11 protein-coding genes and 1 pseudogene are annotated in these 13,165 nt (G+C 63.1%); 4 read left to right on the plus strand and 8 right to left on the minus strand.

What is annotated here, in order from left to right; translation table 11 throughout:
- The first annotated feature begins 130 nt into the window (after positions 1–130).
- The 4 genes from ccmB (at position 131) to LZK81_RS21165 (ending at position 2,412) form a co-directional block, all read left to right on the plus strand.
- Complete coding sequence (ccmB, locus tag LZK81_RS21150) at positions 131–790, plus strand: heme exporter protein CcmB (protein WP_233954563.1); 660 nt, start codon at positions 131–133, stop codon at positions 788–790.
- An 89-nt stretch (positions 791–879) separates the two neighbouring features.
- On the plus strand, positions 880–1,638 hold the full coding sequence (locus LZK81_RS21155) for a heme ABC transporter permease (RefSeq protein WP_233954564.1): 759 nt from the start codon (positions 880–882) through the stop codon (positions 1,636–1,638).
- A 4-nt stretch (positions 1,639–1,642) separates the two neighbouring features.
- Positions 1,643–1,813 (plus strand): heme exporter protein CcmD, encoded by a 171-nt coding sequence (gene ccmD, locus LZK81_RS21160; RefSeq protein ID WP_233954565.1) that lies wholly within the window; start codon positions 1,643–1,645, stop codon positions 1,811–1,813.
- On the plus strand, positions 1,810–2,412 hold the full coding sequence (locus LZK81_RS21165) for a DsbE family thiol:disulfide interchange protein (RefSeq protein ID WP_046610582.1): 603 nt from the start codon (positions 1,810–1,812) through the stop codon (positions 2,410–2,412). Before ccmD ends, LZK81_RS21165 begins: the two co-directional genes overlap by 4 nt.
- Here the strand turns inward: LZK81_RS21165 and LZK81_RS21170 are convergent, their stop codons facing one another.
- From LZK81_RS21170 to LZK81_RS21205, 8 genes and pseudogenes are all read right to left on the minus strand, one after another.
- On the minus strand, positions 2,413–3,615 hold the full coding sequence (locus LZK81_RS21170; RefSeq protein WP_233954566.1) for a sensor domain-containing diguanylate cyclase: 1,203 nt from the start codon (positions 3,613–3,615) through the stop codon (positions 2,413–2,415).
- Positions 3,616–4,374: 759 nt separating this feature from the next.
- Entirely contained in the window at positions 4,375–4,899 is a 525-nt protein-coding gene (locus tag LZK81_RS21175; RefSeq protein WP_233956647.1) for a DUF2585 domain-containing protein, read from the minus strand.
- Positions 4,900–4,958: 59 nt separating this feature from the next.
- Positions 4,959–5,642, minus strand: a complete 684-nt coding sequence (locus LZK81_RS21180) for a septation protein A (RefSeq protein WP_046612237.1) — start codon at positions 5,640–5,642, stop codon at positions 4,959–4,961.
- A 64-nt stretch (positions 5,643–5,706) separates the two neighbouring features.
- Positions 5,707–7,292, minus strand: a pseudogene (ftsY, locus tag LZK81_RS21185) (signal recognition particle-docking protein FtsY).
- Between the two features lie 15 nt (positions 7,293–7,307).
- Positions 7,308–8,594 carry a tRNA (N(6)-L-threonylcarbamoyladenosine(37)-C(2))-methylthiotransferase MtaB gene (mtaB, locus tag LZK81_RS21190; RefSeq protein ID WP_233954568.1) on the minus strand — a complete coding sequence of 429 codons (1,287 nt, stop codon included), beginning with the start codon at positions 8,592–8,594 and terminating at the stop codon, positions 7,308–7,310.
- Entirely contained in the window at positions 8,591–9,541 is a 951-nt protein-coding gene (dapF, locus tag LZK81_RS21195) for a diaminopimelate epimerase (RefSeq protein WP_233954569.1), read from the minus strand. The genes mtaB and dapF overlap by 4 nt, the downstream gene beginning before the upstream one ends.
- A 356-nt stretch (positions 9,542–9,897) precedes the next feature.
- Positions 9,898–10,488, minus strand: coding sequence for a biliverdin-producing heme oxygenase (locus LZK81_RS21200; protein ID WP_233954570.1), 591 nt, complete (start codon positions 10,486–10,488; stop codon positions 9,898–9,900).
- A 28-nt stretch (positions 10,489–10,516) separates the two neighbouring features.
- On the minus strand, positions 10,517–13,066 hold the full coding sequence (locus LZK81_RS21205; RefSeq protein ID WP_233954571.1) for a TonB-dependent receptor: 2,550 nt from the start codon (positions 13,064–13,066) through the stop codon (positions 10,517–10,519).
- Positions 13,067–13,165 lie beyond the last annotated feature (99 nt).

Genomic DNA, 13,165 nt, shown 5'->3' on the forward strand with positions numbered 1-13,165 from the left:
AAATCTGCTCTCTCCGCTCCCCGAACGATCAACGCTTGGCGGAGGTCCGGCGTCTTGCCGATCTCCCCCCTTGTGGGGGAGATGCCCGGCAGGGCAGAGGGGGTGCGCCCCGGACACGGAGCGTCCGATCATGACCTCCCTCCTCCTCCGCGACCTCAAACTCTCCGTCCGCGCCGGCGGAGGCGCCCTGATCGGCGTCCTCTTCTTCATGACCGTCGTCGCCGTCATCCCCTTCGGCGTCGGCCCCGACCTCAACCTCCTCTCCCGCATCGGTCCGGCGATCGTCTGGATCGGCGCGCTGCTGTCTGCCCTGCTCGGCCTCGACCGCCTGTTTCAGACCGAACGCGAAGACGGATCGCTCGACCTTCTTCTCATGCAGGAACATCCGCTCGTCCTGACCGTGCTCGTCAAATGCCTCGCCCACTGGCTCGGCAACGGCCTGCCGCTGGTGATCGCCTCGCCACTGCTCGGCCTGTTCATGAACATGGACGAGGTGGCGATCGGCGCCACCATGCTGACGCTGCTGGTCGGCACGCCGGCGCTGACCTTCATCGGTGCGGTCGGAGCGGCGGTCGCTGTCGCCCTGCCGCGTGGCGGGCTGCTCGTGTCGATCCTCGTCCTGCCGCTCGCCGTGCCTGTGCTGATCTTCGGGGTCAGCGCCTCCTATGCGGCGGTCGAGGATCCCGCCCCGTTTATGCCGCCTTTCTTGATATTGGTGGCGATCACGATGTTTTTTGCCGTGCTCGGGCCGCTCGGCGCGGCACTGGCGTTGCGCAATGCCGGCGATTGACTAGAATCGGATTGAACGGGATCGGATCGACGACCGGCGAATTGACCAGGATCAAGCTGATTTTTCCGCGCGCATATTAGAAAGTGCCCATGACCGACAGCCTTGCCATCAGCAAATTCACCGAGCTGGCCAACCCGACGCGATTCCTGGCGCTGGCGGCCCGCATCCTGCCGTGGATGGCGGCGGCGACTGCGATCCTCTTCGCGATCGGGCTCTATCTGAGCTTCACGACGGAAGGCGACTACCAGCAGGGCGCGACGGTGCGTATCATGTACGTGCATGTGCCAGCCGCCTGGCTGTCGATGATGTGCTACACGGTCATGGCCGTTTCGGCGATCGGCACGCTGGTCTGGCGCCACCCGCTGGCCGACGTGTCGCACAAGGCGGCAGCCCCGCTCGGCGCCGCCTTCACGCTGATCGCGCTCGCCACCGGCTCGCTCTGGGGAAGGCCGATGTGGGGCACATGGTGGGTGTGGGACGCGCGGCTGACCTCGGTCTTCGTCCTGTTCCTCATGTATCTGGGCCTGATCGCGCTCAACCGCGCCATGGACGATCCGTCGCGAGCAGCCCGCGTCTCCGCCGTGCTGATCCTCGTCGGCTTCGTCAACATCCCGATCATCAAGTTCTCTGTCGACTGGTGGAACACGCTGCACCAGCCGGCCAGCGTCATCCGCATGGGCGGCCCGACCATCGACCGGGAATTCCTCTGGCCGCTGCTGGTCATGGCGATCGCCTTCACCATGCTCTTCTTCACCCTGCATGTGATGGCAATGCGCAACGAGATCTGGCGCCGCCGCGTCGCCGCCCAGCGGCGGATGGCCGCGCGTTTGGCCGGACGGGAAGCGTGAGACCATGAGCCATACCTTCTACATCGCCATGTCCTATGCCGTTTCGGCCATCGTCATCCTCTGTCTGGTCGCCTGGACCTGGCTCGACGGCCGCGCCCGCAGACAGGAACTGGCCGAGCTCGAGGCCTCCGGCATCCGCCGCCGTTCCGCCCAACCGAAAGGTGACGCGGCATGAGCATCGAGACCGAAAATCAGCCCGCCGCGCGCAAAAGCCTGGCGCGTTATGCGCTGCCGCTGATCCCGCTGGCGATTTTTCTCGGCTTTGCGGCGGTCGCTGGCAAGATGCTCTACGACCAGGACGTCAACGGCCGCGATGTCTCGGCCATCCCCTCCGCCCTGATCGGCAAGAAGGCGCCATCGCTGGCGCTGCCGCCGCTGGAAGGCTCGAACACCGCGGCGCTGACGACTGCGGCTATCGGCGGCAAGCTGACGCTGGTCAACGTCTTCGCCTCCTGGTGCGTGCCCTGCCGCCAGGAGCACCCGATCTTGAAGGAACTGGCGAACGACAGCCGGCTCACCATCGTCGGCATCAACTACAAGGACCGCAACGACAACGCTCTGCGTTTCCTCGGCGAACTCGGCAACCCCTACAAGGCGATCGGCGTCGATCCGAACGGCAAGGCGGCGATCGACTGGGGCGTCTACGGCATTCCGGAAAGTTACCTGGTCGCGCCTGACGGTACGATCCTCTACAAGAAGGTCGGCCCCTTCGACGAGCGCAGCCTCACGCAGGACCTCATGCCGGCGATCGAAAAGGCGTCCGCGAAAGGCTGATCAGGCACGAAGGTTCGCGGCGGAGACGACCCGCAGCTGCGTCGGCGCATGTGCTGCCTGCTGGCCTTCCATCACAACCTGGTTGCGGCCGGCGGATTTCGCCGCATACAGACAGGCATCGGCCCGCCCGATCGCATCATGCATCGAGTGATCGCCGCGGGCGGTCGAGGACACGCCGAAACTTGCGGTGATCTGCTGGGTGACGCCATTCTCCCGCCAGTCGCGCGTGGCAAAGGCCAGCCGGATCGCATTGCAGAGCTTACCGGTCTCCGCAAGCGTGACGCCCGGCAGGAAGGCCACGAATTCCTCGCCGCCGAAACGTGCCACCAGGGCATCGGACGGCAGCCCGTCGCGAAGCGCAGCGGCCAGACCGACGATCACCATATCCCCGACCGCATGGCCGAAGCGATCGTTGACCAGTTTGAAATGGTCGATATCGCAGATGAGGACGGCGCCCGAGGGAAAACTCTCCCTGCGGAAATCCGGGATCGCCCGCTCGAAACCGCGGCGGTTCAGAAGATCGGTCAGCGGGTCATGCTCGGCCGCATGGCGATGCTGCCATACGACATCCAGCATGACGGTTCCCAGAACCGTCAGCGCCAGCAGGAAGCCGATGATGCTCGCACTCATCTGCATGAAGAAGGCGTATTCCGAGGCAAAGAAGTCATCGAGCGACGCATAGGTCCCGGATGACGTGAGGATCAAGAGGGCCGACACCCTGACGAGATTGTCGGCGATCACCAGGCCGACCAGGGCCCCGAGCAGCCGGTCGATCGGCCGCCGGATATGGCGGCGGACCTGCCATAGCGGGATGATCAGCAGGATCGAGCAGGCTATGTCGCTGACGGCCAGCTCTCCTCGCAGATCGTGCTCCACCAGGACCATGTAGGAAATGCAGAGGAATGCGGCAGCACAGAATATAAGCCGCCCGGCAGTGAGAAGCGGCCGGCCGAAGCGGGTGAGAATGGCGTGGCCCAAGGAAAAGAACGCGGCCAGGAAGAAGGTGTTTGCGACAATCGCCTGAACCGGGACCGGCAAACCGGCCAAGATGAGCGGCGAGGCAAACCCAAGCGCTGCGACTATGTATCCGACCCCCCAGTAGCGGGACGGCGCAGATCCCCAGCGCTCTAGAAAGAGGAACGTACAGCCGAACACGAAAAAGATGAACGGCAGCAGATAGGCAAAATGATCGTGCGATTCCATAAGACCCCCGCACGAAAGCGTTCCCCAAAACGTCCGGTGCTGGCGACGAAATCTAGCGGCTTGTCGTTAAGAAAACTTGACCGGCAATCGCAAAGATGGATCAAAGCTGTATCATTTTGGCGTCCGGAAGCTTCGAGGATTGGCGCTCCAACGCAAGCACTTTTGGCCGCGCCGGACGTCACTCCGGCGCGGTTTTGTTTTGGGAATGGGGCAGGCGGTATCGGGTATGTGGGAGGTAGGTGGTTTGTGCCTGCCCCGGCTGCTTCTTTGCGACTTGAAGAGGATTTCCGAGCCCTCGTCACCCGCCTTGGCAACCATCACCGGAAACCGGGGTCCGAGAACCCTTAAGGAGGATGCCGGTTCGCGAACCCGATTTCCCATCCGATGACGGGGGTGATTGTGGGATGGTTTCGGATAGGCGGGGACGGACGGGGGAAATCAATACGGGTAAGGGGTTGATGAGGTTGGGCGGATTTTTCATGAGCAGGTAAAACCGTCCCCGGCAAAGACCCCTCCCGGCCTGCCGGCCACCCTCCCCACAAGGGAGAGGGATATATGCCGCGCGCTCACAGTTCCCCATCGTGAGTAGGGATGTCTTCAATAGTGAGAGTAGTCATATCTTCGATCAGGCGGGGATCTTGAGCCAACAATCGAGGTCTATGGTTTGACACGAGCATCGCGGCTTGGTCTCCCTCCCCCTTGTGGGGAGGGTGGCCGGCAGGCCGGGAGGGGTCTTTTTCCCCTCGCCCGCAGCCGCAACTACAAGCCGCCCTGCCAGACACGCACCGCATCGACCGGCCAGACGAGCATCAGCACGTTGAGCGTCAGGTTGTCGCGGATGATGTAGCCGGTCGCCAGCTCGAAGAAGATGGCGATGGCGACCGTCAGCCAGACCGGCAGGCGCGAGGCGGCGAAGAAGCCGAGCACCATGAACACCGTGTCCATCGCCGAATTGAGGATGCTGTCGCCGGTATAGCCGAGCGCCATGGTCGCGGTGCGGTAGCGGTCGATGATCAGTGGGGAATTTTCGGCAATCTCCCACGCAGCCTCGATCAGCACCGCCAGCGACAGCCGGGCGGTCAGCGGCGCGCGGCGCAGGATCAGCCAGCCGAGACCGTAGAAGAGGAAGCCGTGGATGATATGCGACGGCGTGTACCAGTCGGAGAGGTGCTGAGAATTGCCGCTGGTATTCACCCCGCCTTCCCAGAGCTTCACATAACCGCATTCGCAGATCGGAATGCGGCCCATCGCGTAGAGGATGGCGATCTGGAGCAGAAAGAGGATGAGCGCAGCGAGAAGCCAGCGCTTGGAGGACGAACTCGATGGGGAGAATTCCGCCGCGGTCACTTTTCGGCCTCGGCGTTGCCTGCCGGCTCCTGGATCGTATGGCGCATGATCAGCGGCATCTGCGTCATCGTGAAGATCAGCGTGATCGGCATCGTACCCCAGACCTTGAAGGCCACCCAGAAGTTATCCGCCGCCTTGGCGTCGGGCAGATAATAGGCGTTGGCGCCGCGCCAGACGATCTCGTTGAGGACGGCAAGGAACAGGAAGAACACGCCCCAGCGGATGGTCAGCTTGCGCCAGCCGGCATCATCGAGCTGGAAGGCCGCATTGAACACATAGCCGAGAAGCGATTTGCCGAACAGCAGTCCGCCGAGCAGCACGACACCGAACAGCGTGTTGATGATGGTCGGCTTCATCTTGAAGAAAAGCTCGTCCTGCAGCCAGATGCCCAGCCCGCCGAAAACGAGGACAACGATGCCGGAAATGAAGGGCATCATAGGCAGATGCCCGAGAACGATCTTCGAGACGACGAGCGATATGACGGTCGCGAGCATGAACAGGCCGCTGGCGATGAACAGCGGGCCGCCGAGCACCGAAAGCCACGGAAAGGTCGCGGCAAGCCATTCTCCGCGCAGATTGGCGAAGAAGAAGACGAGCAGCGGCCCGAGCTCAAGCGAGAGCTTCAGCATCGGATGGTGCCGGTCGGCGGCGGTGGGCGTCGTATCGCTTTCGAATTTCATATATTGGTCAAACCTGCTTCGTCCTGCCTTGGCCCTGCGCGAGTGCCAAGGCAGATTTGTGGCATCAATGGGCAATCCCGGCAATGGCGCGCGCAAAATCCTGCGCCTCGAAGGGTTCAAGATCGTCGACACCCTCGCCGACACCGATGAAATAGACCGGCAGCTTGTGCTTGGCGGCGATCGCCACGAGAATGCCGCCCCGCGCCGTGCCGTCGAGCTTCGTCATGATAAGCCCGCTGACCCCCGCAACGTTCCGGAAAATCTCGACCTGGTTCATGGCATTCTGGCCGGTCGTCGCGTCGAGCGTCTGCAGCACCGTATGCGGCGCGTCGGGATCAAGCTTGCCGAGCACGCGGACGATCTTTTCGAGCTCGGCCATCAGCTCCGTGCGGTTCTGCAGCCGGCCGGCCGTATCGATGATCAGCACGTCGCTCTTGTTGGCGCGGGCCTGTTCGTAGGCATCATAGGCAAGCCCCGCCGCATCGGCGCCGAGCTTGGTGCCGATGAAGCTCGAGCCGGTGCGATCGGCCCAGATCTTCAGCTGTTCGATGGCCGCCGCGCGAAATGTGTCGCCGGCGGCGAGCATGACCTTGAGGCCGGAGCCGGAGAGTTTTGCGGCGAGCTTGCCGATCGTCGTGGTCTTGCCGGTGCCGTTGACGCCGACGACGAGGATGACATGCGGCTTGTGATTGAGGTCGAGCGCCAGCGGTTTGGCGACCGGGCTTAAAACCCTGGTGATCTCCTCGGCCATGATCCGCGACACGTCCTCGCCGGTCACGTCCTTGCCGTAACGCTCGGAGGAGAGCGCGCCGGTAACGCGCATGGCGGTCTCGACCCCGAGATCGGCCTGGATCAGCAGGTCTTCGAGCTGTTCCAGCGTTTCCTCGTCCAGCTTGCGCTTGGTGAAAAGGGCGCTGATCTGGCCGGTGAGCTGCGACGACGTGCGCGCGAGGCCGGCGCGCAGGCGCTGGAACCAGGTGAGTTTCGGCTGGATGGCGACGGGTTCGGGCGTGGGTTCCGGGCGGGAGGTGGAGAAGCCCTTGGGGAGGGGGGGTTCGGGGCGGGACGCTTCACTTGGAGCGACAGCGGGGACCGCTTCGTCTGAAGAAGCACCCCCCCTCTGTCCTGCCGGGCATCTCCCCCACAAGGGGGGGGGATCGAATCGTGGCCCGCGCCTTGCCCCAAAACTTCAGCCGAGCCTGTTGTACTGTCGTCCGATGCTGGCGCCGACAGCGCATCCGTAATCTCCCCCCTTGTGGGGGAGATGCCCGGCAGGGCAGAGGGGGGTGCCTCCGGAGATGCCGCGCCCTCTTCAACTGCCTCGGCCTCGGCCTCCGCCTGCAACAGCGACAATGGCACCATGCCGATATCGGATACGGCTTCGACCCCGGAAAGCAGCGCCAGCTCATCCTCTTCGGCCGCCTTCGGCTCAACATCCTCAACCGCCACATCCGCGACAGGCCCACCGGCCGTCTCGATCTCCGTCGGCGCCACCGGATCGACCGGCGAAACCGGCAGGTCTTCGTCGCGCGACTTCGGCTCCAGTTCCGCCTGGATGGCGGCCAGGTCTTCCGGCTTCACCGCATCGGGCGTCGGCTCCTCGACAGGCTTGCCGAAGGTGAAGACACGTTTGATGAAGCTCAATGCCATGAGAACCTGTTCCGGTTACGCCGCCCGAGACGGGACAAGGGCGGACGTGACCTGCATTTCCAGATGTTTGCCGTTATGGCCGGTAATCATAACGCGCTTGAAGTCGCGGGGAACAAGGCGCGGCACTGCCACCAGCGAAAAGTTTTCCGTATGCGCCATGCCGTTATTCTCGACGATGATCGCCTGCTCGGTGCCGACCATGCGGTCGAGATGGACGCGATGCAGCACCTCGCCCCGCGCCCGCAGCCGCGCCGCCCGGTCCTTGACCAGCGCCCGATCGACCTGCGGCATGCGGGCCGCCGGCGTTCCAGAGCGCGGGCTATAAGGGAAGACGTGCAGGAAGGAGATGCCGGCCTCTTCCGAGAGCGTCGCGGCATTCTCGAACATCTCTTCGGTCTCGGTCGGGAAACCGGCGATCATATCCGCCCCGAAGGCGATATCGGGCCGCAGCCGCCGCGCCTGTTCGGTGAAAGCGAGCGCCTCGGCGCGCGAATGGCGGCGCTTCATCCGCTTGAGGATCATGTCGTCGCCATGCTGCAGCGACAGGTGCAGATGCGGCATGAACCGCGGCTCGTCGGCGATCAGGTCCCAGAGATGTTTGTCCGCCTCGATACTGTCGATCGAGGACAGGCGCAGGCGCAGGATTTCCGGCACCTGTTTGAGCAGCGTCTTGGCGAGAAGCCCGAGCGACGGCTGGCCGGGGAGATCGGCGCCATAACTGGTGGCATCGACGCCGGTCAGCACGATCTCGCGATAACCGCTTTCGGTGAGCCGCCGGGCCTGATCGACCACGGCGCCCATCGGCACCGAGCGGGAATTGCCGCGGCCATAAGGGATGATGCAGAAGGTGCAGCGGTGGTCGCAGCCGTTCTGCACCTGGATGAAGGCGCGCACGTGGCCGTCGATATGCTTTACCATCTGCGGCGCGGTGGCGCGCACGCTCATGATGTCGTTGACGCGCAGTTTCTCTTCCGCCGAGACGCCGAAATCCGGCAGCGCCCGGTAGGAGGCACTTTTAAGCTTCTCCTCGTTGCCGAGCACGGCATCGACTTCGGCCATCTCGGCAAAGGTCTCTTTTTCCGTCTGGGCGGCGCAGCCGGTGACGATGATCCGGGCATGCGGGTTTTCGCGCCGCGCCCGACGGATCGCCTGGCGGGCCTGGCGCACGGCCTCGCCGGTGACGGCGCAGGTATTGACGAGGATGGCGTTGTTGAGCCCGGCCTTTTCGGCCTCCGCCCGCATCACTTCCGATTCATAGGTATTGAGTCGACAGCCGAAGGTGATGACCTCGACGCCGCTCAATTGACCCGAGCCTCCGGCTCGTTCTCATGAGAAGATTGGGCCTCCGGCGCGCCCCTTTGATCAGCATCAGCGTCACGCGTAAAACTGCCGTTCTGCGGATCGACCCTGCCGGACCATTCCCATTCGGCGGGCCCGGTCATGACGACATGATCGTCACCGCGCCACTCGATGACAAGCGGCTGGCGGACCGGGCTGGAGGCGACGTCGATCGTCACCGTGCGCCCGGTGCGCCCGGTGCGGGCGGCGGAGACGGCAGCGGCACAGGCGGCCGAACCGCAGGCAAGCGTCAGGCCCGCGCCGCGCTCCCAGGTACGGGTGCGCAGCGACGACTTCGACGTGACCTGCGCCAGCGTGATATTGGCCTTTTCCGGAAACATCGGATGGTTTTCCAGCAGCGGGCCGAACCGTTCGAGATCGAAGCTCATCGGATCGCGGTCGACCCAGAAGATGGCATGCGGATTGCCCATCGACATCGCAGATGGCGAATGCAGGATCGGCGCGTCGATCGGGCCGATCTGCAGCTCGATCCGGCTGGTATCGAAAAATTCCTCGGCAAGCGGAATGCGGTCCCACTCGAACACCGGCTTGCCCATGTCGACCGAAATCGTACCGTCCTCATGCTCGACGGCGTTGAGGATGCCGGCGACGGTCTGGAAGGTAAAGGTCTTGCGGCCGGTCTCGGCGCTCAGCGCCTGCACCACGCAACGCGTGCCGTTGCCGCAGGCCTGCGCCATCGTACCGTCGGAATTGAGGATGTCGATCCAGGCATCGGTGCCTAGAGCCTTCGGATCGTGGATCGCCATGATCTGGTCGAACTGCGTGGCCGCATCGGCGTTCAGCGCGATAGCAGCCTGCGGCGTCACCTTGTCAGTGCGTCCGCGCATGTCGACGACCAGGATCTTGTTGCCAAGCCCGTTCATCCGCGCGAATTCCACCAGTTCCGTCATGACGCCAATCCATTCCGGGCCATTTGCCCGCGTATCGGGGTGTATATGGCGGAAAAGGCAGGGAATTACCAGTGGGGGGCTTCCTCTGTGCGACGGTGGTCGGCAGGCAGGGAGGGAGAACCAGCCATGCGCGCTGGAATACGCCGCCCCTGGATCCTCGGGTCAAGCCCGAGGATGACGAATGGAAAGGACGGAGGGTGCCAAAAAACAATAGTCGGCGCGGACAGACGTTCGTCGTTGAGTGAGGGATAGGCCCTAAATTGAACTAACCCCAGACCTTACCCCGAGTTTGCCACCCGCTGAAAACACCCAACGCCGTCATCCTCGGGCTTGACCCGAGGATCCACGCATCCCCATCACACGAAAAACTCATCCACCAGCGCATGCACCCGCCGGAACGCCGCCTTGGCGCCTTCGGCCATGTCCGCTTCCTCCGCCTCCGACATGTCGAACCCGTTGAAAGCGGCGACGAAGGTGCGCCAATGCAGGCCACGGCCGGCGGGGTGGCCGGCGAGGTGGCGGGCGCCGAATTCTTCGGACAGGCCGAGCCTGGCCGCCTGCTTCAGGAGGAAGGCGGCGCCGAGATTCGAGCCTTCGGCGACGTAGAGCCAGCCGAGTGCGGCCGGGATACCCAGATCAACCGTCCCGGCGGTGAGGACGGGCGGCTCGCTGCCGGTCACATCGGCGATATCCTGCCGCAGCGCTTCAAGCCGGACGCGGCTCGGAAGATCGGGGACGAGGCCGTTGAGCCGCGGATCGAGATAGAGCGGGTCGACATCGGCATGAAAATGATGCTGCACGGCGAGGAACAGCGCGTAACGCTCGCGGCTGGCGAAGGGATCGGCCGCCATGATGCGCTTGTCGAGGCGCTCATGGGTGGCATCGGTCAGGGCTTTGAGGCGCTGGATCCGGGTTTGGATGGAGGATGTTTGAAGTTCGATCTGCATGCGTGCAATGTCCAGATACTTATATGCTTTAGAATTTAGCCGTCAGGAACGCTCGGATTGTTCGGCCGGGAGCGGGCGTGAACCCGTCGAGCGCATCCACGTAAAATCGATCCGTCAAGTTCTCCGCCTGGAGATCGAACGTCAAGTGGTCGGTGATCTTGTAGGTGGCGAACGCATCGACGGTCGTATAGGGAATCCACATGCCCGTATACATCCGGGCTTCCTGCGTGACCGGCGACAGGCGCGCGCCGCCATGCGTGAAGCGGGTGCCAAAACTCAGCCTGTCGTCGAACAGGCGCATGCCGAGCGTCAGGCTCGCCATGATTTCGGGCGGCATATGGTTGGCGGCATAGTCCATCGACACGGTCGTGTCCGAGCAGGTGGAAAGGGTGCGGCAGAACTCATAGCTCAGATACTTTGTCACCGATCCTTCGCTGAAGAACGGGCCGGCCTCGTAGGAGCCGGAGATTTCGATACCTGAGAACCGGGTGCTCCTGAGATTATCGAAGGTGAAGACCGGCTGCCCCGGCCCCGCATTGGAGGGCACGCGGGAAATATAGTCGGTGTAGTTGTTGTTGAAATAGGACAGCTTGAGACGCAGCGCGTCGTCCGCGAGCAACAGGCCATCCTTGCTGTAATTGATGCCGATTTCCCAGTTCTTCGAGACCTCGGGCTTCAGATAGGGGTTCTGGATGACGTTACCGTCATTGCCCATGGTTTCGCGCATGGTCGGGGGGCGCATGCCTTCGGCATAAAGCGCATAGAACTGCAGTCCTTCGATTGGTTCTACGATGGCACTGACGGACGGGTTGAACCGGCCGCCTTCCTTGTGGCGGATGCCGGTCCTGGATTCGATACCCTTGTCGTTCATCCAGTAACCGTCATAGCGCAGCCCGGCATTGAGGGTCAGCCAGTCTGTCGCCTCCCACTGGCCGTCGGTAAACACGCTGGCGATCGACCGGTTGCCCATACTGGGATCCATCTTGACCCCTGGGCTGTTTGACTGACTGCGGCTGTAGTAGCGCCGGGAATCGATATCCTCGAGCAGGTAGGACACACCGTAATTGGCCTTGAAGGGCCCGTATTCCGTGTCGAGCAGGCTCGTGTTCGAAATGTCGCCGCCCCAGGTATGGGTCATGGCGTAGCGGGGATCGTCACCCGGTTTGATGTTGAATTGCGGAAGATAAATACCGAAACCCGTCGACATGGAGTTCTGGTCGACGATGCTCAGCCAGGCATTAACCTTGAGATCGATCAGGTCGCTGGGATTGTACCGATAACGGCTGGTGAACGTGTCGGTCGTGACATCGGATAGCGGCGCCTGCCGGAATGTGTTGTCGCCCGAGGTCAGAAGTGAGGTCATGATCTGGCCGAACTGGCTTTCATAGCGGATATAGCCCAGTTCCAGGCTCTGGTCGTCATCGAAGCGAAGCGTACCCTTGGCGAGAAACGAGGTGGATTCGTTGGACGAATTGAAGACCTCTTCACCCTGCTTGGTGAGCGAGAGGAATTGATTGCGGCCCTGGAACTCGTAGTAATTCTTGCCGTGCTTGCCGGCGAAATAGTTGCCACGATAGCGGCGGGCACCGGCGATGACGAAATCGAAATTGTCCTGCACCGTACCGAGCGCAAAGCTGCCCGAGCCATTGGTGAAATCGAGGAATTCGGCCGAATCGGTCTGCTGGTCGTAGGAATTGACCGTAAAATCCCTTGTCGTGTTGTCCTGGGCACCGATCTTGATGCGGCCGCCATATTGCCTGCCGTCCTCGACGATATCCTTGGCTTTCAGCGTGGTGATCTCGACCACGCCGCCATTGACGCCGGCGCCCACCGCGCCGCCCGTCGGTCCCTTGGAAATGCCGACGCCGCCGATCAGGTCCGGATCGATATAGGTGCGGTCATCGACGCCGCCGTAACCGCGCCAGGTGGTCGTCGTCTGCTGCGTACCGTCGATCGCGACCCGAACGCGGTTCTGGCCCTGCAAGCCCCGGATGTTGACATTGACTGAGCCGCTGCTGTGATTGCTGGCCGAAATGACGCCCGGCACGTTCTTGAATACATCGCCGGCGCTGGAACCGCGGAACCGCTCGATCTGCTCGGCGGTGATATAGCTCGTCGAGCCCGCCGTCTCGTAAGGCGCATCCACGCCGTCGCTATCCCCGTCGCGAAGCACGATCGGCGCGAGCGTCGTATCATCCGACCCATCCGGCGGGCTGGCCGCCGAACCCGCAGCTGCAGCCTCGAGCGTCACCGTATTGCCACCGCTTGACCGGAAGGAAACGCCGGTGCCGGAGAGCAGCCGCGACAGGGCGGCAGACGGCGTCAGCGAACCGGTCACGCCGCCCGTGGTCTTTCCGGCGGTGATTTCGCTGCGATAGACGAGACGCAGGTCGGTCTGGCGGCCGAGCGCGAGAAGTGCGTTCTCAAGCGGCCCGGCGGGAATGGAAACGGCGACCTGCTGCGACTGGACGCCTTGCGCCGGCTGCTGTGCGATGGCCGGAGCCATGCCGCCCAGCCATGATGCGCAACCAAGCGCGATCCGGACATGCCGCGAAAAAAGCGGTCCCCTCAAACTCATTTAGACCCCCTGCACTCAAACTTCGTGACCGCTCTCATCGCGGCCCCTGGTGGTTATGAGTGAAAGGAGGCTTCAACTCCTGACGTCGGCTTTTAAAAA

Source organism: Neorhizobium galegae (assembly GCF_021391675.1).
Classification (GTDB): Bacteria; Pseudomonadota; Alphaproteobacteria; order Rhizobiales; family Rhizobiaceae; genus Neorhizobium; species Neorhizobium galegae_B.